This window comes from Vibrio sp. 1401, from assembly GCF_033340295.1.
Genome location: NZ_JAWOWF010000007.1, coordinates 18,207 through 44,342, shown reverse-complemented (window position 1 = coordinate 44,342; position 26,136 = coordinate 18,207). Strand labels below are relative to the sequence as shown.

Annotated in this window: 23 protein-coding genes and 2 pseudogenes; 14 read left to right on the top strand and 11 right to left on the bottom strand. The window is 44.9% G+C overall.

What is annotated here, in order from left to right; translation table 11 throughout:
• Window positions 1–63: 63 nt before the first annotated feature.
• Window positions 64–699: a pyridoxamine 5'-phosphate oxidase gene (gene pdxH / locus R7Z77_RS05920; RefSeq protein WP_005374570.1), complete on the top strand. Its 636-nt coding sequence runs from the start codon at window positions 64–66 to the stop codon at window positions 697–699.
• A 73-nt stretch (window positions 700–772) separates the two neighbouring features.
• On the opposite strand, the gene R7Z77_RS05915 is transcribed toward pdxH, so the two are convergent.
• Window positions 773–1,492, bottom strand: coding sequence for a PAS domain-containing protein (locus tag R7Z77_RS05915; RefSeq protein WP_082240199.1), 720 nt, complete (start codon window positions 1,490–1,492; stop codon window positions 773–775).
• Between the two features lie 973 nt (window positions 1,493–2,465).
• Between R7Z77_RS05915 and R7Z77_RS05910 the strand changes: the two genes are divergently transcribed.
• The 4 genes from R7Z77_RS05910 (at window position 2,466) to putP (ending at window position 9,164) form a co-directional block, all read left to right on the top strand.
• Window positions 2,466–3,278, top strand: coding sequence for an AraC family transcriptional regulator (locus tag R7Z77_RS05910; protein WP_053308001.1), 813 nt, complete (start codon window positions 2,466–2,468; stop codon window positions 3,276–3,278).
• Window positions 3,279–3,683: 405 nt separating this feature from the next.
• Complete coding sequence (gene putA / locus R7Z77_RS05905) at window positions 3,684–6,815, top strand: bifunctional proline dehydrogenase/L-glutamate gamma-semialdehyde dehydrogenase PutA (RefSeq protein ID WP_213891009.1); 3,132 nt, start codon at window positions 3,684–3,686, stop codon at window positions 6,813–6,815.
• 11 nt (window positions 6,816–6,826) lie between these two features.
• Complete coding sequence (locus R7Z77_RS05900) at window positions 6,827–7,534, top strand: 1-pyrroline-5-carboxylate dehydrogenase (RefSeq protein ID WP_005383557.1); 708 nt, start codon at window positions 6,827–6,829, stop codon at window positions 7,532–7,534.
• A gap of 136 nt (window positions 7,535–7,670) precedes the next feature.
• Window positions 7,671–9,164 (top strand): sodium/proline symporter PutP, encoded by a 1,494-nt coding sequence (putP, locus tag R7Z77_RS05895; protein ID WP_005374582.1) that lies wholly within the window; start codon window positions 7,671–7,673, stop codon window positions 9,162–9,164.
• Between the two features lie 124 nt (window positions 9,165–9,288).
• Here putP and R7Z77_RS05890 read toward each other — a convergent pair whose 3' ends face one another.
• Window positions 9,289–9,822 (bottom strand): GNAT family N-acetyltransferase, encoded by a 534-nt coding sequence (locus R7Z77_RS05890; protein ID WP_213866655.1) that lies wholly within the window; start codon window positions 9,820–9,822, stop codon window positions 9,289–9,291.
• 148 nt (window positions 9,823–9,970) lie between these two features.
• On the opposite strand from R7Z77_RS05890, the gene R7Z77_RS05885 reads away from it, so the two are divergent.
• The gene (locus tag R7Z77_RS05885) at window positions 9,971–10,210 is read left to right on the top strand and encodes an RNA recognition motif domain-containing protein (protein WP_005374587.1); all 240 of its coding nucleotides are present in this window, start codon (window positions 9,971–9,973) and stop codon (window positions 10,208–10,210) included.
• 91 nt (window positions 10,211–10,301) lie between these two features.
• Here R7Z77_RS05885 and R7Z77_RS05880 read toward each other — a convergent pair whose 3' ends face one another.
• Together R7Z77_RS05880 and R7Z77_RS05875 are read right to left on the bottom strand one after the other, a co-directional pair.
• Window positions 10,302–10,736 carry a hypothetical protein gene (locus tag R7Z77_RS05880; RefSeq protein ID WP_017820067.1) on the bottom strand — a complete coding sequence of 145 codons (435 nt, stop codon included), beginning with the start codon at window positions 10,734–10,736 and terminating at the stop codon, window positions 10,302–10,304.
• A 5-nt stretch (window positions 10,737–10,741) separates the two neighbouring features.
• Window positions 10,742–11,017: pseudogene (locus tag R7Z77_RS05875) on the bottom strand (GNAT family N-acetyltransferase); the annotation flags it as partial.
• 358 nt (window positions 11,018–11,375) lie between these two features.
• Here R7Z77_RS05875 and R7Z77_RS05870 point away from each other — a divergent pair.
• Window positions 11,376–11,624: a hypothetical protein gene (locus R7Z77_RS05870; protein WP_005374593.1), complete on the top strand. Its 249-nt coding sequence runs from the start codon at window positions 11,376–11,378 to the stop codon at window positions 11,622–11,624.
• 292 nt (window positions 11,625–11,916) lie between these two features.
• Entirely contained in the window at window positions 11,917–12,393 is a 477-nt protein-coding gene (locus R7Z77_RS05865; RefSeq protein ID WP_005374595.1) for an Lrp/AsnC family transcriptional regulator, read from the top strand.
• A gap of 102 nt (window positions 12,394–12,495) precedes the next feature.
• On the opposite strand, the gene R7Z77_RS05860 is transcribed toward R7Z77_RS05865, so the two are convergent.
• Both R7Z77_RS05860 and R7Z77_RS05855 read right to left on the bottom strand, forming a co-directional pair.
• Window positions 12,496–13,203: a DUF445 domain-containing protein gene (locus tag R7Z77_RS05860; RefSeq protein WP_005392172.1), complete on the bottom strand. Its 708-nt coding sequence runs from the start codon at window positions 13,201–13,203 to the stop codon at window positions 12,496–12,498.
• A 591-nt stretch (window positions 13,204–13,794) separates the two neighbouring features.
• Window positions 13,795–15,645 (bottom strand): ABC transporter ATP-binding protein, encoded by a 1,851-nt coding sequence (locus tag R7Z77_RS05855; RefSeq protein ID WP_005392176.1) that lies wholly within the window; start codon window positions 15,643–15,645, stop codon window positions 13,795–13,797.
• Between the two features lie 402 nt (window positions 15,646–16,047).
• Here R7Z77_RS05855 and R7Z77_RS05850 point away from each other — a divergent pair, with 402 nt between their 5' ends.
• Together R7Z77_RS05850 and R7Z77_RS05845 are read left to right on the top strand one after the other, a co-directional pair.
• Window positions 16,048–17,049 carry an arginine deiminase-related protein gene (locus R7Z77_RS05850; RefSeq protein WP_213967523.1) on the top strand — a complete coding sequence of 334 codons (1,002 nt, stop codon included), beginning with the start codon at window positions 16,048–16,050 and terminating at the stop codon, window positions 17,047–17,049.
• Between the two features lie 265 nt (window positions 17,050–17,314).
• Window positions 17,315–18,553, top strand: coding sequence for a DEAD/DEAH box helicase (locus tag R7Z77_RS05845; protein ID WP_213885259.1), 1,239 nt, complete (start codon window positions 17,315–17,317; stop codon window positions 18,551–18,553).
• A 66-nt stretch (window positions 18,554–18,619) separates the two neighbouring features.
• Here R7Z77_RS05845 and R7Z77_RS05840 read toward each other — a convergent pair whose 3' ends face one another.
• Window positions 18,620–19,312: an MOSC domain-containing protein gene (locus R7Z77_RS05840; protein ID WP_054576538.1), complete on the bottom strand. Its 693-nt coding sequence runs from the start codon at window positions 19,310–19,312 to the stop codon at window positions 18,620–18,622.
• A gap of 111 nt (window positions 19,313–19,423) precedes the next feature.
• Here R7Z77_RS05840 and R7Z77_RS05835 point away from each other — a divergent pair, with 111 nt between their 5' ends.
• On the top strand, window positions 19,424–20,239 hold the full coding sequence (locus R7Z77_RS05835; RefSeq protein ID WP_025768697.1) for an AraC family transcriptional regulator: 816 nt from the start codon (window positions 19,424–19,426) through the stop codon (window positions 20,237–20,239).
• A gap of 88 nt (window positions 20,240–20,327) precedes the next feature.
• Window positions 20,328–21,320 (top strand): zinc-dependent alcohol dehydrogenase family protein, encoded by a 993-nt coding sequence (locus R7Z77_RS05830; protein WP_213895993.1) that lies wholly within the window; start codon window positions 20,328–20,330, stop codon window positions 21,318–21,320.
• A gap of 73 nt (window positions 21,321–21,393) precedes the next feature.
• Here R7Z77_RS05830 and R7Z77_RS05825 read toward each other — a convergent pair whose 3' ends face one another.
• From R7Z77_RS05825 to R7Z77_RS05815, 3 genes and pseudogenes are all read right to left on the bottom strand, one after another.
• Window positions 21,394–22,089, bottom strand: a complete 696-nt coding sequence (locus R7Z77_RS05825) for a VC0807 family protein (RefSeq protein WP_005383527.1) — start codon at window positions 22,087–22,089, stop codon at window positions 21,394–21,396.
• Between the two features lie 166 nt (window positions 22,090–22,255).
• On the bottom strand, window positions 22,256–22,786 hold the full coding sequence (locus R7Z77_RS05820; RefSeq protein WP_256913744.1) for a sigma-70 family RNA polymerase sigma factor: 531 nt from the start codon (window positions 22,784–22,786) through the stop codon (window positions 22,256–22,258).
• A gap of 120 nt (window positions 22,787–22,906) precedes the next feature.
• Window positions 22,907–23,593: pseudogene (locus tag R7Z77_RS05815) on the bottom strand (DJ-1/PfpI family protein).
• Between the two features lie 126 nt (window positions 23,594–23,719).
• Between R7Z77_RS05815 and R7Z77_RS05810 the strand changes: the two are divergent.
• Window positions 23,720–24,676 (top strand): LysR family transcriptional regulator, encoded by a 957-nt coding sequence (locus R7Z77_RS05810; RefSeq protein ID WP_017820076.1) that lies wholly within the window; start codon window positions 23,720–23,722, stop codon window positions 24,674–24,676.
• A gap of 127 nt (window positions 24,677–24,803) precedes the next feature.
• The gene (locus tag R7Z77_RS05805) at window positions 24,804–25,343 is read left to right on the top strand and encodes a CAP domain-containing protein (RefSeq protein WP_318136617.1); all 540 of its coding nucleotides are present in this window, start codon (window positions 24,804–24,806) and stop codon (window positions 25,341–25,343) included.
• A gap of 79 nt (window positions 25,344–25,422) precedes the next feature.
• On the opposite strand, the gene R7Z77_RS05800 is transcribed toward R7Z77_RS05805, so the two are convergent.
• Window positions 25,423–25,842, bottom strand: a complete 420-nt coding sequence (locus R7Z77_RS05800; RefSeq protein ID WP_005374615.1) for a VOC family protein — start codon at window positions 25,840–25,842, stop codon at window positions 25,423–25,425.
• Window positions 25,843–26,136: the final 294 nt, after the last annotated feature.

Sequence of the window (26,136 nt, the reverse complement as noted above, 5' to 3'; positions counted from 1 at the left end):
TGATGTCCTTGTATTTCCTCAGTATCGGGAGCACAATCGACAAAAACGAGTGAAGGAGTAAAGATGGAACTTGCTGATATTCGTCGTGAGTACACCAAAGGTGGGCTGCGTCGTAAAGATTTGAAAGCTGATCCTATTGATCAATTTAATCTGTGGCTAGAGCAAGCAGTTGAAGCGGGTTTAACGGACCCGACTGCGATGACAGTTGCAACGGTTGATGAAAATGGCATGCCGTTTCAACGCATTGTTCTATTGAAAAACGTCGACAAAGATGGTTTTGTGTTTTACACCAACCTAGGCAGTCGCAAGGCCCAGCAGCTAGAGCATAACAGCAATATTAGTTTGCACTTCCCTTGGCATCCGTTAGAGCGCCAAGTTCATATTACTGGTGTGGCTGAAAAGCTTACCGCCGTAGAGAATATGAAATACTTTACTTCTCGTCCTAAAGAGAGCCAGTTGGCCGCAATCGCGAGCAAACAAAGTAGCCGTATTTCTGCCAGAGGTGTGTTGGAAGGTAAGTTTTTAGAGCTAAAACAGAAGTTTGCTAAGGGTGAAATACCAGTACCAACCTTTTGGGGTGGCTTTCGCGTAAAACCAAAGAGCATCGAATTTTGGCAAGGTGGTGAACATCGCCTTCACGATCGTTTTCTTTTCTCCCAGCATGATGGAAGTTGGGACATTGATCGTTTAGCGCCATAGGCTTATGGTCCCTCATGAATAAACAAACACCGCCGAATTGGGGCGGTGTTTTTGTAGGTGGAAGCGATGTGAATTATCGCTCTCCATTCAACACAACCGATAATTGATGCTTAAGCAGCGTTTTGGGTACAACAGAGCCGTAGCCTGCTTCCATTGCTTTATCTATTAGCTCGTTCTTGCTGTTCGCTGCAAACTTATTACGTAAGCGTGCGACGTGACCTTCAACGGTTTTTGTTGATATGCCCATGACCTGAGAGATAAATTGAGGCTTTTTGCCATAGAGCAAGAGGAAAAGCGTTTCTTGCTCGCGGCATGTGAGCTTCTCTGGTTTTGGTTGTAAGTCAGAAAAACGAAAGATGGATTGTTGATTTGGGTTGGTACTGATAGCACGACAAACCCAATACCCGACTTCAATCACGGCAGTGTCGGTGAGTTCTCTTCCGTAGAAAATGGTGCCTACAATGTCGCCATTGTCATCTCGCCACGGTGTTTTAGTAAATATATGTGCTCGCCAGCGGCCATCTGGATAAGGGTGGATATCCAGAATTTTTAGTGACTCGCCAGTTTCGAGAACGTGTTTATCTTGGCGTTGAAATTCTTGCGCGCATTCAGTGGTTGGGCTGGCCATATCAAAATCAGTTTTACCCAAGCACTCCTCGGGCGATGTGTGCCCTAACAGTTCTGCGTATTCCTGGTTTACGTATAGGAATACCGAATCTTTATCTTTGCATCCCCAACAACCTGGTAGCTGTTTAAGGAGGGATTGTTCTATGGTATCGACTGAAATATTCACAAAAGGACTCACTACATACTGCTTTTACCAATACATAGACGTCCGTGTTACATGGCTCGTATTGATGTTGCCAAGTAGGCAGTTACGTTGCTAGAACACGTTCGTTGATTGGCGCTCAATCCAATTAAATTCGTGGTGTTCGATGTTTTCGTCAGGTAGTCATAGACAACGACGAAATGGAACGAAGAGTTTAATTGGGAAAATGGTCTGTTTCATTACAGATATGTGCGCTCACGGATGTCCGCCTAATGTTCGGCTTACAACTCGTATCGTCCTTGATCATGCTTCCTACAACTCAGTTGTAATGTGGTTGACGTTCATATCACTTGTGAGCGAAAGAGCAGCACCTAAGCATATGAGAGGGACAGTGAGACAAAAGCTATGATATCAGCTTATGCTATTGTTTTCATTGTTGAGAAGCGAAAAAAAAGCCAGCCTGAAGACGGGCTGGCAACACAAGATATAATCTTGTCGACGTGTAGAAGAGGTTCTAAATTACCTAGCGAGGGTCTGCTAAGTAAGTTAGAGGTATCAATGAGATACCGAGAGCTTTAGATCGTATGCATCTTAAAGCTCGATAACTAATGTATTGAATCAGAGGCATATTAGTAAGGGGGGAAATCCCTCTATGTTGAGTTTAAAGCGTGGGTTTCGATCCGTTTCAGGGACGACTTATCTAATATGGAGCACGGTGTTTTACAAAATAACGGATTGTTCGGTAATAAGGATCTTTACATTGATTGATTATGTATACGTAAGGTGTTGCCTATCTATCCGTTTTTGTTAATAAAATTGGTTGCTCACTGACCGTAAATTAACCTCGCATGATCATCGTTCCGGAACTATGATCATGTAAATGAACTTGATCATGCTGATTTGATCTTGTCGATTGAGTTGGGTAAAAGTTGCAACCCAACAAAGAAGGTATATGATGCGAAGACGTAGGCTGACCGTGTAAAGACGACTGTTTAAAATGAGTGACTCAGATAACCAAAAAATCCTTTCATATCAAGAGATTATTCTGCCGAAGCCGGCGGAGCTGATCACACTTCCGTCTTATATGGATTGCCACGATCATTCTTATACGCAGATCGTGATTGGTTTAAAAGGGCAAGCCGAATTTGAAGTGCGCGGGCGAGGTAATCTTGTCGGCCCTGGTCAAGGTTGTGTGGTCACCGCATGCTCTGATCATGCTTTCGGTGGCGTCATCAATCAATCGGATATTTTGGTGCTGAATATGCCCAAACCGACAAATGATGATCCTGAAATGCTTCAAAAAATCAATAACCTGGAGAGAGACCATGTCTACTTCCAGTTAGATAGTCAAATTCAGAAGCTGATACAGATGTTGGTTCAGGAAATGCGAAAGCATCCGGATGACCTGCTGTTAAGTCGTGCGTGTAACGACACTGTGATTGCGTTAATGCAGCGCCATATCTCGGCATTTGAGACCAGTCGAAAAGAGTCGCGCTTTGATTTGGAGGCGATTGATCGTTACATTGAGCAGCACCTGAGTCATAAGATTAGTGTGGCTCAATTGGCCGGGCGAGTGTTTCTTGGGGAAAGTCAGTTCCATTGCTTGTTTAAAGAGCAGATGGGGATTACACCTCATCAATATGTTCTCGGAAAGCGTATCGACATGGCTCGTGAATTAATCGAGCAAGGGCACCTTTCTTTAGGGCAAATTGCCGAGTTTACTGGCTTCTCAAGCCAGAGTACTTTTACTCATACTTTTACTCGCTTACAGGGAATATCACCTTCCCGTTATAAAAAACAAGTTGGATAACAACGCGTTTTTTAGGTCAAATAATCATCAATCAGAATAAAGCCATGCACTATGCATGGTTTTTTTATGTTTTATTCACGTGACCTATCTCTCGTTTTTTTAAATTCTCTGTTCTTTGCAGTGGTTGATATGCCACTTGATCCTACATTTTCTCTTAGAACGAGCTCTTCACAAAAATCTTATTGATATTCTTGATATTTTGTTGTGAATGCAATGAAAAAATTAAAATTTACAACACAAAATATTACCTATTTGAATGTGACTATGTGGATGTTTTGTTATAAAAGCGAGTTTTTGGCAAAAATGTCGTAGTTTTTGACAAGTATTCTTATCGGCCTCAAAATACACTGCCAGCCATTGATAATCCTCGAAGCGGTTTTCGAGGAGTGAGATTGAGGAACACACATGTTTACAGCTACGAACGTGTTGACACCGGAATTTATCGGGCAGCCGCTTGATAAGTTGTGGTCACTGATCTCGCCATTATATATGGTGGACGAGTCTCAATGGCTAGAGCAACTATTGCCACTAGCGACGCCGACAGAGGATGAAAAATCGGCGATCACTACCCAAACGACCCACCTTATCGAAGCCATTCGTGCCGATAAGAAGTCAATCCAGATGATTGATGCTTTATTGCTGGAATACAGCTTAGATACTCAAGAAGGTATCTTGCTGATGTGTCTTGCAGAAGCATTAATGCGCATCCCAGATGCCGCGACAGCAGATTCTTTGATTAAAGATAAGTTGAGTGTCGCAGACTGGAAATCTCACCTGAAGAACTCTGACTCTGTGTTTGTTAACGCATCAACATGGGGCCTCATGCTAACAGGTAAAGTGGTTGGTCTTGGTGAGCAAGGCACCCAGAGCCCAGGTCAGGCTGTAAACCGTCTGGTAAATAAATTCTCTGAGCCTGTGATTCGTAAAGCCATGTATCAGGCAATGAAGATCATGGGTCACCAGTTTGTTCGTGGTCGTACGATCGAAGAAGCGCAGAAGAACGGTCGTCCAATGCGCGACAAAGGTTTCACCTACTCATTTGATATGTTAGGTGAGGCGGCGTTAACTACAGCGGACGCGAACAAGTACTTCAAAGATTACCTAATGGCGATCGAAGCGGTAGGTCGAGAAACTTACGGCAATGACACCAGCCCTGCGCCTTCGATTTCCATCAAGCTTTCTGCATTACACCCGCGCTACGAAGTCGCAAATGAAGAACGTGTAATGACAGAGTTGTATGACTCACTAATGCAACTACTAAAACGTGCTATTGAAGTCGACGTTGCAATCACAATCGATGCAGAAGAGGCGGATCGCCTTGAGCTCTCTCTGAAGCTATTTGAGAAAGTGTACCGTAGCGATCTTGTGAAAGGTTGGGGCAAGTTTGGTTTGGTTATTCAAGCCTACTCAAAACGTGCGCTACCAGTCTTGGTGTGGCTAAATGCACTCGCAAAAGAGCAAGGTGACGTTATTCCTCTGCGTTTGGTTAAAGGCGCGTACTGGGACAGCGAAATCAAGTGGTCTCAACAAGCGGGTTATGCAAATTACCCAGTATACACTCGCAAAGAAGCGACGGACGTTGCATACCTAGCTTGTGCTCGTTTCCTACTTAGCGAAGGTGTTCGCGGTAATATCTACCCACAATTTGCAAGCCACAATGCTCACACAGTTACGGCAATTGCTGTCATGGCGGAGCACAAAGAATACGAGTTCCAGCGCCTACATGGTATGGGTGATTCACTGTATAACCATGTTATGAAAATGTACGGTCAGCCAGTACGTATTTATGCTCCTGTCGGTAGCCATGCTGATCTTCTTCCGTACTTGGTTCGTCGTCTGCTTGAAAATGGTGCGAACAGCTCGTTTGTACACCGTCTAGTTGATGCGCGTTGTCCGATTTATGAGTTGACCCATCACCCTGTGGATGTGTTGACGGGTTTTGACACGCTACACAACGACAAAATTCCATTGCCTGCCGATATTTTCCCTGAGCGTAAGAACTCATATGGCGTCAACATTGATATCGACAGTGAGGCGAAGCCATTTGAAGCGCAGGTCGAAAGCTTCATGGACAACCAGTGGGTTGCAGGCCCGATGATCAATGGTGAACGCTTTGCCGAAAGCATGATCAAGGAAAATGCGGCTGAGATCATCACCGCACCGTACGATCGCCGAATTGAAGTCGGCAAAGTGGCATTTGCAACACTTGATCATGTTTCCTCTGCAATTGATGCGGCGCAAACTGCTTTCTCTGATTGGAAAGGTGTTCCTGTTGAGCAAAAAGCGGCTTGTTTAGAAAAGCTTGCTGACTTAATGGAAGAAAATCTGGCTGAGCTGGTGGCGATTTGTCACAAAGAAGCGGGCAAGACGATTCACGATAGTATTGATGAAGTTCGTGAAGCAGTGGATTTCTGTCGTTATTACGCGAAACAAGCGCAAAACCTACAGCCATTTGAGCTAGAAGGCTTTGACGGTGTGAAACGCATTTCTAGCCGTGAAGGTCTTGGTGTGTTTGTGTGTATCAGCCCTTGGAACTTCCCGTTGGCTATCTTCCTTGGTCAGGTAACGGCAGCACTGATTGCAGGTAACACTGTGGTTGCAAAACCTGCTGAGCAAACAAGCTTAATTGCCGCTCGCGCTATTGAATTAATGCTTGATGCGGGTTTCCCTGCTGGTGTGATTCAGTTACTTACTGGTCGCGGCGCTGAGATCGGTCATGCACTGACTTCTCATGATGCTATTGCTGGTGTGGCATTCACTGGCTCAACGGCAACGGCGCAACGCATTAACGTCACGCTCGCGGAGCGCAGCGCGAAACCGGTTCCGTTTATTGCGGAAACAGGTGGTCAAAACGCAATGATCGTGGACAGTACTGCATTGCCAGAGCAGGTGGTGCGTGATGTGATTCGTTCGGCGTTTGCATCTGCTGGTCAGCGTTGTTCTGCCCTTCGTGTTCTATTTGTACAAGAAGATGTAGCAGACCGTATGATCAACCTGATTCAAGGTGCGATGAATGAGCTGTATGTTGGTTTACCTTACCTACACAAAACGGATGTTGGTCCGGTTATCGACAGCAATGCAAAACAAAAACTCCTTGCTCACCTTGAGCAAATGAGCAAAACACAGACTAAAGTCGCTCAGCTACAGCTGGATGAATCGTGCCAGCATGGTGACTTTGTCTCACCAAGTGCGTTTGAAATCTCGGGCATCGATGTGCTGAAAGAAGAACAATTTGGTCCAATCTTGCACATTGTTCGCTTTAAAGCGTCTGAATTACCGAACGTGGTTGCGCAGATCAACAGAACGGGTTTTGGCTTGACGATGGGTATCCATAGCCGTAACGAAACCACGTACCGTTGGATTGAGAAACATGCACGAGTAGGTAACTGCTACATCAACCGAGACCAAGTTGGCGCTGTGGTTGGTGTACAGCCGTTTGGTGGTCAAGGCTTGTCGGGTACTGGCCCGAAAGCTGGTGGTCCACACTACCTATTCCGCTTTACTCAACATCTTCTTGCTCAAGCAGAAAACGCATAAGGAGTCGCATTATGGTTCATCAGATCACCTATTTTAAAGATGCATTCTCTGCGTGGGAGCAGTGGAATCTGACTGATTTTGATTACAAATGCGAGCATGTTCTGGCATTTAAATCTGCACTAGAAGGGCAGCAGTCTACCGTTGCCAAAGTGGTTTCTTACCACTTGCAACAAGCATCAGCTCTTCTTGCAGAAACTCACCAGTTAGTTGGCCCTACAGGGGAAACTAACGAACTGTATGCCGCAGGACGCGGTGTGGCTTTGGTGATTTGTGAAAACAACATCGAGCCTGCTGATAATGCGTTATACAGTGCTTTTGCGATGATCACCTGTGCCTTAATTGCAGGCAACAGTGTGGTCGTTTGCAGTGACAATGCAGAGCTAAACCAATTGGTTAAGCAAGCTGTAGCGTTGGCAAACTTCCCATCTAACTTAGTCCAGGTTGTTGCGTACGATGCGTCTGCCCCGTTGCTTGAGAGCGATGTACGTAGTGTGGGTTATGTTGGGCGTTCACAGGTTGAGCATGCGCTCAATCTTCAACTAGCTAAGCGTGACGGTGCAATCGTCGGCTTAGTTTCTGAAACGGATTTAGAGTCACCGAAATTGGCTCATGATCCTCATCTCTCGTTGCGCTTCATTACTGAGCGCACTCGAACGATAAATATTACCGCGGTGGGTGGTAACGCAACTCTACTCGAGTTGGGGAACGAAACTCACTAACCTGACTTGTAATGCCAATCTGGAGTAACTGGACTGAGAGCCGGTCCAGATTGGTTTTTTATACTCTGATGTATTGCTGAGACGGTAAAATATCAGGGCAGGCAAGGAAGGAAATAATTATAACGAGGACTATCTAATGATAGAAAATAGCTTTGCTATCACGTCCACTTTTGTGGCGTATTTACTGATTATGGTTGCTATTGGCGTTTACGCGTATAAGAGGACTTCCAATTCATCTGACTACTTCCTAGGTGGCCGTAGCCTAGGTCCGTGGCCTGCTGCATTATCTGCAGGTGCTTCAGACATGAGTGGTTGGTTGCTGCTAGGCTTGCCTGGCTATGCGTACGCTGCGGGTATCGAGGCCTTCTGGTTAGCCGGCGGTCTACTTCTTGGTACATGGGCAAACTGGCTCATCAGTGCAAAACGCCTCCGTACCTACAGTATCCAAACTGACGCGCTAACGTTGCCAGAGTTCCTGTCACGTCGCTTCAACGATAAGTCGAAACTGATTCAGACAATCTCTGCGTTTTTCATTCTTCTATTTTTCCTTTTCTACACCAGCTCAGGTTTGGTCGCAGGGGGCAAACTGTTTGAGACGGTATTCGGTCTAGATTATACCTACGCTGTTATCATCGGTACGGTGTGTGTCGTTTCTTACACACTATTCGGTGGTTTCCTAGCGGTATCTTGGACTGACTTAGTGCAAGGTCTTCTAATGGCGGCTGCGCTAATGATTGTTCCTATAGCGGTAATGGACGGTGGTTTAGGTCAGCTAAGTTCTGATCTACATGACATCAACCCAGAACTTGCAACGCTATGGAATGACGCGAAAGGCGAACCATTATCTGCGATTGCCATTATCTCTCTAGCGGCGTGGGGCCTTGGTTACTTTGGTCAGCCACACATCCTAGCGCGTTTTAAAGCGTCTCGTTCAAACAAAGATCTAACGACTGCACGTCGTATCGCAGTGATTTGGACGGCACTATCTATGGTTGGTGCAATGCTTGTTGGTCTTGTTGGTCTGGTTTGGGTTACGGGTCATCCGGGTACTCAACTAGAGGACGGTGAGAAGATCTTCATGCTATTGGTTAACGCAGTATTCCACCCTGTCGTTGCGGGTATGTTGTTAGCAGCAATCCTAGCGGCGGTAATGAGTACCGCTGACTCACAGCTCCTTGTTTCATCTTCAGCGCTTGCAGAAGATTTCTACAAGCAAGTATTCAAGCCAGAAGCGTCTTCTGAAGAAATCGTAATGATTGGTCGTATCGGTGTTATCGTTATTTCGCTTGTTGCGCTATTCCTAGCGATGACGCCTGATAGCTCAGTACTCGGTCTTGTATCTTACGCTTGGGCTGGTTTTGGTGCGGCATTTGGTCCTGCGGTTGTACTTAGCCTTTACTGGAGCGGTATGAACCGTAACGGCGCGTTAGCAGGTATTCTTGTTGGTGGTATCACTATCGTAGTTTGGAAGCAGCTAACTGGCGGTTGGTTTGATGTGTACGAAATCGTACCGGGCATCATCTTCTCTACGCTTGCCATCATTGTGGTAAGTAAAGCAACGGGTGGTGCTGCGCAAGACGTGTTAGACCAACACCAGTCGTTCGAGAAAAAACTGGTTGAACTAGACTAGTAACTTCCCGTATATGAACACAAAGCCCGCTATTTTAGCGGGCTTTGTTTTATCTGAAACTTAATTAACGTTAATGGTGGTAGCTTGAGATCAGAGCTTAGCATTGCTCGGTTAGATTGGAGTGTTAGTCGCGACGAATTTTGGAGTAAATAACGGTGTTACTCAACTCTCCCGATGTAGTCAGACGTTCGTTTCTGAGCTCTCCTTCGAACTCATAACCACAGCGCTCGGCTACAGCCCGGCTCTTTTGGTTGGTGCTATCAGCATGAATTGCGACTCTCTTGGCGCCCAAGTCATCAAACGCATAGCGCTCAACTTCGAGCACAGCCTCGGCAACATAACCATTGCCAACGGCAGCATTATCTAACCAATAACCTATCTCAAAGGATGGTACGTCGGGATCTCGAATCATCAGGCCGACCGCACCCAGTAAGCGATCGCTTTCCTTTTCAATCATGTAGTAACGCAGCTCTTCTTCGAAGTTTTCAAAGTTTGCGATGGCTTTCTCTGTCCCTTCTATCATCGCTTCTAATGTCAGCACATGAGGCACCCACGGCAGATAGACTTCGAGAGTTTTTTGGCTACGAACGACAGCTTGATGCGCCTCTTCGGCTCGTTCTAAACAAGCAGGGATGAGTTTGAGACGTTTCGTTTCCATGCCGACTCTCCTATGGGTGAAAAATGAACGGAAAATCATTTAAACAGATGTACTTAGAATGATCTAGTCAACGCCGTCATATTATTCACTTGGTTTGCCAGAGAGAAACTGAGAGAATCGAACCGTTATCAAACCAACTAGGTTCATTATGAAACTTTTAGTAAGAAACTTGGCTCGTCACATGACCGAGCAAGATATCCGCAAATTATTCTCAGCGTACGGCAAAGTAGAACTGTGTTCGCTAGTGCTTGATCAAGACACGGGTTTGTCGAAAGGCTTCGGTTTTGTCATCATGCCGGACGAAGCAGAAGCCATTTCTGCTCTTGAAGCACTGAATTTGACGAACGTAGAAAAAAGCAAAATTCGCGTGAAAGTCGCACAAGACTAATACAGAGAAAAGCCAGCGTTATTGCTGGCTTTTTTGTCTTTCTATTTAGAGACCAAATTGGCAACATTCTAGAATGTCTTCTCTTTTCGTTTTAGCGAGATTGATCATCAATTCTCTCTTCAAGTTGTTTCATTAAATCCTTTAACTGTAGAGAATCGAAATTGTCTGAATTCGGCACTTGGTAAGCGTCGTTGACTGTGTAGAGCATCAAACTTTTGCTAGAGAAGAACTCTTTCTGTATTTGGACTTTGACAATGTCATCAAGAGGTAGACGGAAGTAAACCGTTGAGCCCTGGCGGTACTTCAAGGTGTTGGTGCTTGCATCGATATCTAGCGTTTTAGGATTGAACGCGCGGCGCGTGAAGTACGTTGAGAGCAGTTTCAATCCTATTATTGTGAGTGCTACGAGTCCAAACTCGACGATCTTGTCTGCTAGGTAGGAAAAATAGAACAGCGACAACAATACAGTTCCTAGCAAGAAAGGGTTGTTCTTGGGCAGATTTTGTGAAGTTTCATGGATGATCATCCGACATATCCCTCTTCTATACGCGGTAAACTCACCGCACCAAGTAACTCCTCAGTGTTTCGCAAGGTAATAGCGTACGCCACGCCTTGATGCTGCTGATACATCGGATCGTGCCTATCTATCCATGCTTGCGCCATCGGTCGCTCATAAGGATGAGGGATGTTTGCTGTCATGTCAGCAATTCGCTTATCTCCAGCGAGTAAAGCCACTTGTTGGCAGTCATCGATATTGAATGGCCGGAGGACGAGTCTTTCGGTAGTGAGAATCGGTTGTATCGTCATGCATTTCTTCCTTGATGAGACGGCTATAGCTGCTAGCAACTGGTTTGCGGGGTAAATCAAGATAACAAGGCGTCTCGAAAGCTTGATCTAGCCAGCTGTAAAGTTGTCATGCGCCTTACTAAATAATAAGCCCGAACAATTGCTTATGTGTAATGTGTCGTATTATTACACACATAAGCACGTTTGCTCATATTGATGGTACAAAAGTTGAGGTCTGACCAATGTCTCAGTTTTTTGATACTTTCGTTCAATTTTTTGAAGATAGGGCACAAAAAATTAAAGGAGCTTTTTAATTGTGGAATTATTTTGAACAAAATATGTCAATTGTCAGTAGGACGAAAAAGTAGGGAGAAGAGAAATGCCGGATATATATTGCGCAGCTTGTAGAAAATCAACGCAACATAAAGTGATTATGAAGCGTTGCGAGCCTCAGTCTGTTGACTCGTTAACAGGCAAAATGGTGAGTTTTACACAGCTGATGGCGAAATTTGTATCAGGTGAACATTATTACGAGATGGAGCCTCAATACTACTGCCGTTGTTGTAATCATCGTGCAATTGGAGAGGTTGTTCCACATCCTACACGGCATACATCGGCCGCACTCTAACTCTGAGTGATAGCCATGATTAATGGCTAAATAGGGCGGCGTTGCCCGAACGACATATCTATACAGGCGTGTCATGCGCTTTCAAATTTGCGACTCCACGGGAGCCGCTAGGTTGCTTTTTCTCTTCATATCACGGTTACTAAGTGAGCGGCAATAATCATAGCTCTTTCCCTCCTTCGTTGTTTTCTGGTTATTCTCTGCTGAATTTCACATGCTGTACATTTGATGGTTTGCAATTGTTTGAGCAACGATTAATGTGATGCTTTCTAAGTGGTTACAAGGAAGTGGGTTAATGAGTTATCAATTGGACCGGATTGATTTACATATTTTGAGAGTGCTTCATTCGAGAGGCAGAATTCCAGTTGTAGAACTAGCAAAGCTGATTAACTTAACGACTTCTCCATGTTCTGATCGTGTAAAGCGGCTAGAAAAAGAAGGGTATATCAATGGTTATCATGCGGAGTTGAATGCGGAAAAGTTGGGGCTGGATGTGCAAGTATTCATCCATATTCGTTTAGACCAAACCAGTTTTTCTATTTTTGAAAAGTTTGCGAAAGCGGTGGAATTGATGCCTGAAATTGAAGAGTGCTACTCGCTCTCTGGAGATTTCGATACCATGATAAAAGTTCGTGTTAAGAGCATGAAAGCGTATCAGGAGTTTATGTCGAGCAAGTTAGGCACGCTTCCGGGCGTGATTCAAACTCGTAGTGAAGTGGTCATAGAAGAACATAAAACGGGATTTGGTGTTAATCCCGAGCTCCTTGGTTAGGCGAGGCATGTGTTGAGCCTCCTTATTGAGCGTGACTTGGCGTATTATTTTTTCAAGATAAAAAAAGGAGCCGAAGCTCCTTTTTAATAAATCGGTGAGCGATTATGCCCCGATAAAGGTGCTGATAACGCCAATTAAACCACCAAAAACACCGCCCCAAACGACTAGCCAGCCAAGGTGTTCTTTAATCATTTTTTGCACCATTTCTTTGACCAGTGCGGGTGTTAATTCGCTCAAGCGCTGATCAATGATGCCTTCAATGTTCTGCTTTATCTCATCCATCATAGCAGGAGATTCGAACTGCTCTTTCAGTGCTTCTTTGATGTTATCGCTCTTGCTCAACTCAATAATGGATTCTTGCATCTTTTCGACGAAAGGCTGCCGCATAGGTTGTAATGCCTCCGCGCCGCCAAACATCGCTAGCATGCCGCCAAATTGAGAGCCTTCGATCACTTCTACCAAAGAGTCAAACGCTGGGTTTAAATCCACTTTCTCAATCACAGGTTGAAGATCGATGTTTACACCGCCCGCCATTTCTTTGTTCAAGAATCGATCGATGTTCGCTTCGGTAAAGAACTGCTCCATCATCAAGTTTTTGATAGCCAGTTTAAACTCTTCAAATCGCGCGGGGATCACGCCAGAACCGTATAATCCAGGCACTTTTTCAAACAGCATGTGGATGGCAAGCCAGTTAGTGATGGCGCCTGAGAACGCAAACAGCCCCGCATACCAAAGGTAGTCGTTTTGTAATTGATGACCTCCAGCCATCAAAGCGATAGCGAGGACATTCGTTAGCAAACTTTTGTTCATAGTGACCAGTTATATGTGAATATCGGAATAAATAAGTGGGCCTGATTCTATACCTAAGTCACATTGAGATGCTAGGTTTTGCCGTGATGAGTGACCGTGTTGCGAAGGGATAAAAATGGATGTACAGAAAAACAAAACCCGACAATTACTGTCGGGCCACTGCTTTTTCTTAGAAAAACTAAGATTCTATTTTTAATTTTAGATGCGGTAGATCTTACAACAAAGTTGGCATTTCCATCTTTCTGAGTAGCCGAATAGCTTGTCAGCCCAACTTGGTTTGAGTTGTACGATCTGCATTGAACCACATTTACACATAAGCTAATTACCTTATTGTTAATCTAATAACTAAGCCACCTATTGAGTATAGCTGCTTCTCAAAAAGTGAAATGACAAATGAAGACAGCTCAAAACTCTGTATTGTGTTCATTGCAATGGATACGCAACGAGGCGGTATATTAGCAGAAAAAATGTGAGCTTTATCATGGAGAATGTTTCATATATGAGAAACTATAATGGCTATATGAGTATAGGGTTATCAATAAAAATGAAAAACGGCGCTTCATGCGCCGTTTTTATTGGGTTTCTCGCTAATTAAGAAACGTGTTGATTTTCTAACTCTTCAGCGATAAATCCGCCAGTTTGATGGGCCCAAAGCTGGGCATAAATACCGTTGTTCGCGATGAGCTCTTGGTGAGAACCTTGTTCAACAATACTGCCTTTATCTAGCACGATGAGGCGATCCATTTGTGCGATGGTCGACAATCGGTGCGCAATCGCAATAACGGTTTTTCCTTGCATTAACTCATTCAAGCTTTCCTGAATGGCTGCTTCGACTTCTGAATCCAGAGCCGATGTCGCTTCATCCAGTACCAGCAATGGTGCATCTTTGAGTAGCACACGAGAAATCGCGATACGCTGACGCTGGCCGCCAGACAGTTTCACACCACGTTCACCAACTTGCGCATCGTATCCGACATTACCAAATGGGTCGGTCAGAGTTTCAATAAACTCATGGGCATGCGCTTGCTTAGTGGCTTTCAGCAAATCTTCTTCTGTCGCATCTGGGTTGCCATACAAAATATTGTCTCGAATCGAGCGGTGTAGCAGAGAAGTATCTTGGGTCACCATACCGATCTTTGAACGCAAAGAGTCTTGTGTGACTTCTGAGATGTTCTGTCCATCGATCTTAATGCTGCCGTCTTCGACATCGTGGAAACGAAGTAACAAGTTCACCAAAGTCGATTTTCCGGCGCCGGAGCGCCCAACCAAGCCTACTTTCTCTCCTGGTTTGATGTTGAGATCGAGGTGGCTAATCACGCCTTTGTTCTCACCGTAATGGAAGCTGACGTTATCAAAGTGAATGCCACCTTCAGTGACAACTAAGTCTTTTGCGCCTGGTTTATCTTTAATATCAATTGGCTTAGAGAGCGTTTTCATTCCATCGACTACGGTTCCCATATTTTCAAAGAGGGCGCCAACTTCCCACATGATCCACATCGACATACCATTTACGCGTAATGCAAGGCTAACAGCAATCGCAATCGCGCCAACGCTGATGGCACTATCCAACCACAGGTAAATCGATAAAGCAGCAACGGAAAAGACTAAAATATAGTTTGAGATCTCTACAGCAACGTCAAAGCCGGTCACTAGGCGCATTTGACGATAGACCGTATTCAAAAATCCCTTCATGCCTTGCTCGGCATATTGGGTTTCGCGCTGGCTATGAGAAAACAGTTTGACGGTTTGAATATTGGTATAGCTGTCGACGATGCGTCCTGTCATTGTCGAACGTGCATCGGCTTGCGCTGAAGCGACATCTTTGAGCTTAGGAACGAAATAGATTTGGATAGCGATGTAAGCGAGCAGCCAGACGATCATTGGGATCATCAAACGCCAGTCTGCTGTCGCTAACATGATGATCATACTGGTGAAGTAAACCGTAACATAAACAAACACATCCATAGCTTTCATGACGGTTTCGCGCACAGCTAGTGACGTTTGCATGACTTTAGTTGCAACTCGGCCTGCAAAATCATCTTGATAGAAGTTTAAGCTTTGATTGAGCAAATACCGGTGTGCAAGCCAGCGGATAGACATTGGATAGTTGCCCAATAATGTTTGGTGAACGAGCAACGAATACACGATCACCAAAATGGGCATGACAACCAACAATAAGGTTCCGTAGAAAATTAAATCTGCTTTATTGTCTTGTAAGAACGTTTCTGGATTGCTGGTGGACAACCAATCAACCAATTGTCCCATCGCGCCAAACAACATAACTTCAACGACAGCAACAATCGTGGCCATCAAAGACATGATGATCAAAGGCTTTTCGTAGCCGCGGGTGTAATAACGTAAAAAAGCGAGCATCCCTGAAGGAGGCTGATCTGGTGTGGATTTGGGGAACGGCTCTGTAAAGCCTTCAAATCGTTTAAACATAACTCATCCTAAAGTTAAAACAGTGCCATTTGGGGTGGCTAAATCCATCGATTCACGCAGCTTTGGACGAAGCCGCGTGTATAAGAGTTTTTGGCTGCTCTCGAGAAAGCAGACGGATTGACGAGAGGGGCGAAAAAATAGTCTAACCGATTATGTTTTAAATGTAACTAGTTGGTTATGGGTGTGGTTGTCTATGGTTCTGATTCTTATGATGAATTCTTCGCATGTTCATCGCGATGCCATAAAACCTTAAACCTTCATAGTGACAATAAAATTTCGGGAGAAATAAGCTAAGTTCAGTGAAAATTACTTCTAGATAATTAAATTAATTGTGAAAACAGTAAAACTGAAGTTAACAATAAATTTACAATCTCCTCATTCTAGTGATAAGGAATGTATTGGATGCTATTACACGAATCAGTGACCCAATTTGCTAATGGGAAAGAAGAAAGCACGCAAAGTGCTCAGCGCCAAACCGCAAACTGCGTAGTGATGGTGCCACCGAAAGAGTTTCGTTTTAATGAAGAAACCGCACAAGATAATGAGTTCCAACATAAAGTGTCACTCAGCCAAGAAGAAGTCTCGCGTAGAGTGATGGCCGAGTTCGCGAGTATGGTAGCAACGCTGCGTCAAGAGGGCGTTCAAGTTGTTGAGTTTGATTATCCAGCTTCAGATGTTGCGACGCCAGATGCGGTATTTCCAAACAACTGGTTTAGCACTACGCCAGATGGCACGTTGTACACCTTTCCAATGGCCTGTGAAAACCGTCAAAAAGAAGTGCGTCCTGATGCGCTTGTGGCGGCACTAGCGCAAGCTGGGCGAGAAGTTCATCGACGTAGCAGCCTAACTGAATATCTTGATGAGCAAGCGTATTTAGAAAGCACGGGTGTGATGGTCTTTGACCACTTAAATAAAACGGTCTACGCCGCACTTTCACAACGTTGTGATCGTCTGGTTTTAGAAGATTACGCCGATCGTATTGGCTATGAACGAGTGATTTCTTTCCAAACTCGTTTGCCGTCTGGTGCGCCGATTTATCACACCAATGTGATGATGGCGGTTGGCGAACAGTTTTGCGTGATTTGTGACGAAGTGATCCCAGAATTTGAGCGTCGTTTTGTAATGAAGTCACTCGCCAAAGACAAGCAAGTCATCTCAATTTCGCTTGATCAGATGAACCAGTTCTGCGGTAACATTCTGCAACTGGAAACGATCAACGGCGACAAGGTGATTGCGATGTCGCAATCGGCGTATGATGCATTCTCACCAGCACAAAGAAAGCAATTGGCAACGCACGGTAAATTGCTGCCATTCGACGTTTCTACCATAGAATCTATTGGTGGTGGCTCGGTTCGTTGCATGTTGGGTGAAGTGTTCTTACCGAATCGTAAAGCTGTGCTTTAATAAACTGCACATTTCTTTTCAGCCGCAGTGAAAGGCTGATGAAGCGTTCTCTTCAAGGGTTTTTAGCCGTTAGCTCTGTGGCAGTACAGACTAACGGCTTTTTTGCGCTTTTTAGTTTTCTGACGATTTGCGTAGGCGACGCTTGGTTTAAGCGCCTAAAATAGGATGGTTCACCTAGCAGATTGTGGTAAAGTCCGCGCCTGCGTTTTACCGCATCTTCATTATTTTTATTGCTTCTTCAACCCAAAGTACAAGGTTTTCGTTAATGCCATTTTCTACTCTCTCATTGAGTTCTGAGCTGATTCACGCACTGCCAAAAGACTTCAAGAAACCGACCGATATTCAAGCGTTGGCCATTCCTGAGCTGTTGGCTGGTCAAGATCTATTGGCTTTGGCAAATACAGGCAGCGGCAAAACCCTTGCTTATGGTTTGCCTTTGTTGGAAAAGCTGGGTGTCAATCCAGAGCAAAAAGCGCTGATTCTTGTGCCAACTCGTGAGCTGGCAATGCAAGTGAGTGAAGCAATTAACCAAGTTGGTCAAGTTCTTGAACTCAACGCAGTGTGTTTGTGTGGCGGCGTTGATAAAGAGCAACAACAGCAGGCGCTAGCGACAAATCCTCATATCCTTGTCGCGACGACTGGTCGTTTGGTTGACCTAGCAAACAATGGCTTGGATTTGAGCAATGTTCATTATCTAGTATTGGATGAAGCCGACCGTTTGTTGGATATGGGCTTTTGGCCTGACGTACAAAATATTGCGGGGCTTATTTCAAACGAGCGTCAAACCGCGATGTTCTCGGCAACGTTTTCAGATGAGTTGAAGGGTAAAGCGAAGCTGCTTATGCCGGCACCAAAGCAAGTTGCAGCGCATCAAGAAAACAGCACCAACCAAGATATTGCTGAAACGCTGTACCTCGTCAACAAAGGCAGTAAAACCAAGGCATTGATTGAACTGATTCAAAAAAACGCGTGGACTAAGGCATTAGTCTTTATTGGTGCGAAAGAGAACGCCGATGGCTTAGCGAAGAAGCTGAATAAAGCGGGCATCTCAACCAATGCGTTGCATGGCAATAAGAGTCAAGATGAGCGGGAAGAAGCACTGGCGCAGTTTAAATCTGGGCAAATTCAGGTGTTGATTGCCACTGATCTACTAGCGCGCGGCATTCACATTGAGCAATTACCTGTAGTGATCAACTTTGAACTGCCAATGTATGCAGAAACCTATGTTCACCGAGTAGGACGTACCGCTCGCGCAGGCGAACAAGGTGTCGCGATGTCATTGGTTTGTCATGGTGAAATGGACGCACTAAGCGCGATTCGTCACCTGACTCAACGTGCATTACCAGTGCAAGATCTGGCAGGTTTTCCAGTAACGGATAAGCCATCAACTGGCGAGAGCAAACGCGCGCCACGCGATAAAAAAGCCAACCGCCGAACTAATGCTAAGAAGAGCATTAAGCAGTTCCAAGGTAAGTCGAAACGCCCAGCCCCGAGTGCGAAGTAAACCAAAAAAAACACGCTCTGACGGCATAGTCGGTTCAGAGCGTGGCTTAAATTTTACTTTGGGGTGTTAACCCACAGTTGGGCCAACCAAGCGCATTTCCCAATCTTCAACTTCGCCAGTTTCTAGGCGGCGCTCGACCAACTTGCCCCAAGACTCGACTAACGGCAGCTCAGACAGCTTAGTGAGTTCTTTTCTATCTAAACAGCCAGTGAAAACCGCGCCCATGATGCGAGCCAGTGGCCATTCTGGATAAGGTCTTTCGCACAGAATAATCTCGTCACCTGCACCGATATCGCCTTCTTCCAACACTCGGAAATACCAGCCTGTTCGAAGCGTATCTTGCAGTCTTCTCGCCATGCCGTGTTGGTCAAAACGTACGTTAAGTTTCCAACAAGGCATGCGACCTTGCGACACTTCCAGTAGTGTTGAGCCGATGCGAATTTTATCTTTCAAGCAAATCGTGGATTCGGTGACGCCTTCGGAGCTGATGTTTTCGCCAAAGCCGCCGGCGGATTGGAAAATTGGTCTTTTGCCTAATTCTTGTTGCCAGATTGGGTAGTGCTCGCTTGGGTAAATATGAAGCGCTTTTTGAATGCCACCATGAAAGCGCGGATCACCTTGCTCATCACTGGTAAAACCAAGCTCTGTTGCGTGCTGGCGCTCAGGTAGCACTTGTTTGTTGATTGCGCTTTGCGCTCCATGAGCATAAGGGACGGTTTTCCCTGCTAGCACAGCTTTTACGACGCCGATTTTCTTCATATAACCTCCTTATTATTTGAATGAGAGATAAAGTGTTTACCTTCATTCGCGATGCGGAGCATGATAGCCTAGTAAACTTGTGTCGGTGTAGGGATGAAAAGACAACTAACAATGCTAACTCGCCAAATTGATTCGAAGTCAGGCGTCGTCACCTCCAATGAGATGATGGCCGCGAATCCCCATTCTCCTGTTTTAGTGAAAACCATCGACATGCCAAAAGGTTACATTGATGCGCTGCATCAACACACTTGGCATCAAATCATCTTTCCTATCAAAGGGTTATTGCAAACACAAACGGAGCATTATCAGCATTTGGTTCCGCACACCTCTGCGTTATTTGTTCCTGCGGGTGTTCAACACGAGTCGATTGCTCTAAGCAATACGATATTTGTTGGTATTTACCTCAACCCTGAGTTTGGTGCGACGTACGAGCCACAAGTGAGAACCATTGCTTTAACGTCGTTTTTAAATGAGCTTTTACAAGAGATCCGCAGACTGTGTGAAGGTGAGACAAGCCACGAAGAAGTGTTGCATTTACTGGCGGTGCTGCATGATCAAATTTTGAAACGCAACGTGCAGACATTTCAGTTATTGCTGCCACAAGACAGACGACTAAAACTGATTTTCGAGCGACTGACTGACGAGCCAGCGTTGAGCTGTTCGCTAAAAGAGTGGGGGGAGAAAATTGGGGCGTCTGAGCGTACTTTATCACGGCTGTTCGCCAAGGAATTCAACACTTCATTTCTACTTTGGCGGCAACAAATTCGGCTAATTTACTCGCTTTCTTTGTTAGATGAATCGTTGCCAATCCAAGCCATTGCAGACCTAGTGGGTTATCAAAATGACTCATCCTACATCAAAGCATTTAAAGCCTATTTTGATATGACGCCACAACAGTTTAGAGTGAACGGCGCATCGCGCAGGTAGAAATACAGAGCTTCGACTTCACTTAATGCTTTTGAGTAGAAGTCGCGAAACTTCCTTTTTGAATTTCAATTACATGGTATGAATAACAATGGCACCAACGATAAATACTCGAGTGAATCAATTCTGTTTTGGTCAACCCAAAACGTCGCTGTCGTTGGAAAAAGAGCCCCTCAAACCGCTTGCTCAGGGCAAGGTTCGGGTGCGACTGGAAGCCACCAATATTAACCCAAGTGACTTGCTTTCCATTCATGGTGTTGGGCAATACCGCCGCGTTCACGTACCACCTCGCGTGCCGGGATTTGAAGCGGTTGGGCGTTTGGTGGAAGTCAGTGCAGTTGGTCAAACTGACCTTCAAGTTGGGCAAAAGGTGTTGGTGGCGATGAGTGGTACTTGGCAATACTACATAGATGCCTCGCCTGAGAATCTTTTTCCGCTACCTGAGAGTTTGGAGAACGGCTATGCCTGTCAGTTGTACATCAACGCGTTAACCGCGTGGGTGATCACCACTAAAGTAGCTAAGTTGAACAAAGACGATGTGGTGATCATCAATGCAGCAGGGTCAGCGATCGGTAAGATATTTGCCCAGCTCGCCCATTCACTGGGTTTTGCACTGATTGCTGTGACCTCAAAGCGAGACGAGTATCCGTACGATACCATTCCAGTGTTGGACGCGAAGAAAGACTTACTAGCGCAGCTGCAAACGCGCCAACTGCCACAACCAACGGTCGCTCTGGACGCGATAGGTGGTGAGGCTGGCACGGATCTCATTCGTACCTTGAAAGAAAACGGCCAATACATCAACTACGGAACATTGTCGTTAACGCCTTATACGCCTGAGTTTTTTGAATCGATGAAGGCCAACAACATCGACTTTAGTACATTCTTTTTGCGGTATTGGGAAGAATCGGTAGGTAAAGGCGGGAGAAAGACGGTGTTCGCTGAAATGTTAGAACATTTTATTAGCAGCGACATAAAGTTAAACGTTGCATATGATCTGCCGTTAGAGGACTTTCAAACAGCGATTGAAATGGTTGAGCGACGCTCGTCAGCAGTGTCAGGAAAAATCATTTTGACGCTGTGAATTACAGTGAGCCTGTTGAGAAAAGGGAGGATAAAATCCTCCCTTTTTTATGGGTTTACTTGTAATGATTGGGCTATTTTAGATGGAAGATTTGCTCTGTTTCGAGCGATGTCATCGCACGTACTTGACGCCAAATGTAATAAAAAATACCGAACATCATCAACATACTTGGGATGGCAATCATTGGGTAACTGTACAGCGTCATTTTTCCTAACTCTTCGTTAAAGGCAGCAGTACCAGAAGGGCTAGTCACAATCCAAGTCGCAAGGAAGTAGTTCATTGCAGATGAGAACGCAAAAGTACTTGCAAACAGGTAGTTAGAAGACATAAGGCAACGTTCGAACGCATCGGTTTTACCATTTTCTTTTAAACGTTGGTTAATCAACGCGAGGTTCAACACAGTGTCATTCAGTACTAACTTCTGCATCAGCGGGTAGCGGGTAAACGTTGAACCCAAAACCGCTAAACCGATCAGGCCAGGAATCAGGGCTTCTTTTAGTGCTAACCAGCGTGTATCAAGCTCTAACAAGCCGATGCCACCAGTTAGTAGAACACTGATAAAGCCCAGAGCAGAAATAAAGTTAAATTTCTTGTTACGGACAAGGTCCATACCGCCATAAATGATAGGAAATAGCAAAGCGACAACCAGCGCCATTGCTGTCCCTAGATGCTCATCGCCACTAAACTTCATCAAAATGAAGGAAGGGATAAATACGTTGAAAAGGATTTCAAATAAGGGATTCGGCTTTTTCGCCGTCGTGTTACTCATAATGTTTTACTGACTCTACTCTATGTCGGCTGTTATTGTACTTTGACAAGAAGTGTTCATCTAGTCGCGCTTGATGTAAAGCGTTAAAGCGTCGAGTTGTGTAACGACTTATGAAATAGACCGGAGCATAGCCAGTTAGTTTACATGATTGACTACTTTTTGTGTCTTAATGACTCTCCTTCTGTGCGATGATCTGATTACGCGCTCTGAATAATCGAGTCGCCACTGTGTTGTGGTTGAGCCTCAAGGCTTGGGCAATTTCATCATGATTCAACCCAGCCACTAAGCTCAAGAGCAACGGCTCTCGGTATTTGGGTTCGAGAATCATCATTTGTTTTTGAAGCCAATCTTGGGCCATGTCGTAGTCACTGCCAGGGTAGGTTTTTGTCTGTATTGCGCACTCATCAATGTCGACAAAATCGTACTGTTTTCTATCAAAGCGCCGAGCATTCTCACGACGCAAAATAGTAATGAGCCAAGACTTCGCGGCGTTGGGGTCATTTAATTTATCAAAGAATCGCCACGCTTTCAGAAAGGTTTCTTGCGCTAAATCTTGAGCAAGGTGGTGATCTTTGCATAACCAATACGCGAGACGGTAGATCTCTTGGTATCGCTCTTTCGTCAGTGCTTCGTAACGTTTATGTTTTTCCATAGCATTAAGATAAAAAGTTTGGAGAGCACGTTGTGTCTGCCAGATGAACGACAACCCTTTTTATCGCTTTTACAGTGATAAAAAGGGTTGTTCGATTAGGAAGACAAATTCGAAGAGTTAACCTTCCAAATATCGAAGGGTGACTCTGATTTTTTTCTTACACGCTTAAAATGGTTGGTTGGAAAAGCGTGAGTACTGGATGGCATCTGCGACTTCCTGAGCTTTAGACTCTGAAGTCATAAGGTGAAGTAGCTTAAGAGCAGCTTGATAGCTAACTAGACTACCGTTCGAAGTGATAACGCCATCATCAATGACAAAATTCTGGTCGACTTGTACTTTGACTGCTGGGTAATCTCTTTGAAAGCCGTTTTCACCTCCGGCTCAAGTTGTTGCTTTTTTGCCGTTTAAAAGGCCAGCTTCGGCTAACAAATACGCGCCAGAGCAATTACTTGCCATCCAATCTGCCGCCTTTGATGTCGTTTTAATAAAGTGAATGAGATCTTTATTTTCGATTAGTGCATCCATGTCATAGCTGGATGTTAAAACCAATACGTCGAGTTCCGGCAGATCACCAATCCAAGCATCCACACCAATTTTTAATCCTTCTTCAGTGGTGATGGTTTTCTGATCTGAGACGGAAATGGTGAGCACGTCATAATCACTAAACCAAGTGAGACGACTTGCGACGCCAAAGACCTCTAAAGGCGCAGTAACATCAGAGGTCAGTACGCCATCGTAAACCAGAATACCAATTCGTTTATCTGCGGCATGTGCTGTTTGAAGCACCCCAAAGAATAGGACTAGTGTTGCTATCAATAGTTGTAGTGCATTCTTCAATCCGTTTTTACCCATGGTTTTTTCCTCGCTAACAGAGCATCAAGTTATTGAGGTTCATTATATTTAGGCTAATTAGTGATTGAAGAGCCACTTGGTCTTTACTAAAGTGAATAAAATTCATGAATAGAGTTCATTGGTTATATGGATAAGATACGGTCCCTACGATTTTTTATTGCCACTTTAGATGGCGGTAGTTTTGCTGCGGCTGCCAAAGTGTATGGCACTGACCCTTCGACCGTGAGTAAAGCCATACATCGTCTTGAAAGCGATTTGGGTATACAGCTTTTTCAACGTTCTACGCGACAGAGCCGCCTGACAGAAGCTGGTCGTAGGTACGCAAATACTGCTAGGTTTGTACTGGAGGAGCTGGCGGCATGTGAGGATTCATTAAAAAGTCACAATGATGCGCTTTCAGGGCAGCTTAAGATTAATGTGCCAGTCTCGTACGGTCGCCTCTATATTCGTCCTTTATTAAAAGAGTTTTGTCGCCGCTACCCTAACATCACTATCGATATTCATTACGATGACGCCTACGTTGATATTATTGAGCAAGGTATTGATGTGTCGATTCGCTCTGGTGTCGTTCACGATAGTCAATTGATTGTGCGTCAGCTGAGCCCTATCGATTTTATCATTTGTGCCAGTCAGGATTACTTAGCGCGCCATGGTGTTCCGAGTGGCCCGGATGTATTCAATGACCATTCTTGGGTTCGTTTTCGTTTTAAACAAACGGGGAAACTGTTGCCGATTCGGATGCCAGAACCAGACGGTGCGAGTGAATATGACCCCGAAAGAAACTATATTGTAAATGACGGTGAATCCATGGCAGAGCTTTGCGCAGAAGGCTTAGGATTAACTCAGATCCCTCATTTTATCGCGAGAGACTGGCTTAAAGCGGGGCGTTTAGTGCCGATATTTCCGAGCATGCGCCAAGCAGGAAATGGCGTGTATCTTCTCTATGCCAACCGGGAATATGTGCCTGCCCGAGTGAGGGTGTTCATCGATTTTATCACTCAAGCAATACAGGATATGGATGAAACGCCATTCCATACTTGGGCTGAAACGTTGCCGATTTATCGACCGAACCAAGGCGATTGAAAACTTCATGTGAGTCTTTGGTTAAAACCCCCTAAGCTATATGGTGCTTTTATTGGTTTTTGTTAGTTTATTGGTCGTTATTATCGAAAAGCGCAGTTTGCTCTTCGTCACTCATAAAGGAAAGACAATGCCAACTAAGATCTTAGTGCCTGCTTTGGCCCTACTTCTCAGCGCATGTGGCGGCGATGGGGAGTCGTCAGCCCTAGCAGAAAGCGGCTCACAAAACACAGGTTCCACATCGTCACAAGGCACATTTGCCGAGCAGATGCTTGCAGCGGTCAACAGCGCCCGCTCTACTACACAACAGTGTGGCGCAACCACCATGTCACCTGTAGGGGCCCTGACTTGGAGCTACGATTTGGAAAGCGCCGCTTATCGACATTCAAGCGATATGGCGAACAGCGATTTCATGAGCCACACAGGCTCTGATGGCAGCAAAATGTCAGATCGAGTTAACGCAACGGGTTATGCTTGGAGCGCCATTGGTGAGAATGTCGCCGTAGGGCAAAGCACCATTAACGCCGTCGTGAATGCTTGGTTATCGAGTGAAGGTCACTGCCTTAATATCATGAGTGCGGATTTTGATCAGATGGGCGCGTCGCTTGTCGAAAATCACTCTGCACGTTACGGGTATTACTGGACTCAGGTTTTTGCCAAACAGCGCTAATGCGATAAAGAAGCCCGATAGATAAAAAATAAAACGCCAGCAGTCACTATCTGCTGGCGTTTTATTATTTACATCTCTTTTAGCTTGTCAGGTTACGAAGTTTTGGGTCATCCGCCAGGTATTCAACAAATTCAATCTCAAAACCTGCAGGGTCAACAAAATACACATTTTTGCGATATGGTTCATCAGCACCAGGTTGGGCAATCGGATAACCTGCATCGGTTAGTCTTTTGATGATTGCATCGACGTTGTTGGTCACATAAGCAAAATGCGCTAGCCCAACTTGGTGCCCGCTCAACTCGCGGTTTTCTCCTTCGCCGTGGTCACTCATGGCTATGTATTGATACTCGTCGCCAAAATGTAGCCAGTTTCTTGGTTTGCCACTCCATTCGCCTTTACCTTCATCACGCACGTACCAATGTGGAAATGCAGTTTGGTAAAACTTCAGCATTTCAGGGATATCTTTCACGACTAAGTTAATATGTTCTAGTTGGATCATGATGTGCTCCTTTTTGTCATTTTCTAGCCAACGATGAATATGCTAAAACCTCAAGTTAAGTTGAGGTAAAGGGCTTTTTTAAAATTTTTTAGGGTGACCCCGTATTTAACTTAGAGTTCGGGATGTGGATGGCTTTAGAGTAGGAGTCAACAGGTTGCGTATAACGGACAGTTTGAAAATAGTTAGTTTATAGATGGAAATATATAATACTGTCATTTTCAAGAATATTAGACTGCTTTTGTAGACTTACTAATAAGCATTTTAACAACTAGATTCATAGTTTATTTTTTACAC

Coding starts and splice junctions, on each gene's coding strand:
- pdxH (WP_005374570.1), top strand. CDS start 64: ATGGAACTTGCTGATATTCGTCGTGAGTACACCAAAGGTGGGCTGCGT.
- R7Z77_RS05910 (WP_053308001.1), top strand. CDS start 2,466: ATGAGTGACTCAGATAACCAAAAAATCCTTTCATATCAAGAGATTATT.
- putA (WP_213891009.1), top strand. CDS start 3,684: ATGTTTACAGCTACGAACGTGTTGACACCGGAATTTATCGGGCAGCCG.
- R7Z77_RS05900 (WP_005383557.1), top strand. CDS start 6,827: ATGGTTCATCAGATCACCTATTTTAAAGATGCATTCTCTGCGTGGGAG.
- putP (WP_005374582.1), top strand. CDS start 7,671: ATGATAGAAAATAGCTTTGCTATCACGTCCACTTTTGTGGCGTATTTA.
- R7Z77_RS05890 (WP_213866655.1), bottom strand. CDS start 9,822: ATGGAAACGAAACGTCTCAAACTCATCCCTGCTTGTTTAGAACGAGCC.
- R7Z77_RS05885 (WP_005374587.1), top strand. CDS start 9,971: ATGAAACTTTTAGTAAGAAACTTGGCTCGTCACATGACCGAGCAAGAT.
- R7Z77_RS05880 (WP_017820067.1), bottom strand. CDS start 10,736: ATGATCATCCATGAAACTTCACAAAATCTGCCCAAGAACAACCCTTTC.
- R7Z77_RS05870 (WP_005374593.1), top strand. CDS start 11,376: ATGCCGGATATATATTGCGCAGCTTGTAGAAAATCAACGCAACATAAA.
- R7Z77_RS05865 (WP_005374595.1), top strand. CDS start 11,917: ATGAGTTATCAATTGGACCGGATTGATTTACATATTTTGAGAGTGCTT.
- R7Z77_RS05860 (WP_005392172.1), bottom strand. CDS start 13,203: ATGAACAAAAGTTTGCTAACGAATGTCCTCGCTATCGCTTTGATGGCT.
- R7Z77_RS05855 (WP_005392176.1), bottom strand. CDS start 15,645: ATGTTTAAACGATTTGAAGGCTTTACAGAGCCGTTCCCCAAATCCACA.
- R7Z77_RS05850 (WP_213967523.1), top strand. CDS start 16,048: ATGCTATTACACGAATCAGTGACCCAATTTGCTAATGGGAAAGAAGAA.
- R7Z77_RS05845 (WP_213885259.1), top strand. CDS start 17,315: ATGCCATTTTCTACTCTCTCATTGAGTTCTGAGCTGATTCACGCACTG.
- R7Z77_RS05840 (WP_054576538.1), bottom strand. CDS start 19,312: ATGAAGAAAATCGGCGTCGTAAAAGCTGTGCTAGCAGGGAAAACCGTC.
- R7Z77_RS05835 (WP_025768697.1), top strand. CDS start 19,424: ATGCTAACTCGCCAAATTGATTCGAAGTCAGGCGTCGTCACCTCCAAT.
- R7Z77_RS05830 (WP_213895993.1), top strand. CDS start 20,328: ATGGCACCAACGATAAATACTCGAGTGAATCAATTCTGTTTTGGTCAA.
- R7Z77_RS05825 (WP_005383527.1), bottom strand. CDS start 22,089: ATGAGTAACACGACGGCGAAAAAGCCGAATCCCTTATTTGAAATCCTT.
- R7Z77_RS05810 (WP_017820076.1), top strand. CDS start 23,720: ATGGATAAGATACGGTCCCTACGATTTTTTATTGCCACTTTAGATGGC.
- R7Z77_RS05805 (WP_318136617.1), top strand. CDS start 24,804: ATGCCAACTAAGATCTTAGTGCCTGCTTTGGCCCTACTTCTCAGCGCA.
- R7Z77_RS05800 (WP_005374615.1), bottom strand. CDS start 25,842: ATGATCCAACTAGAACATATTAACTTAGTCGTGAAAGATATCCCTGAA.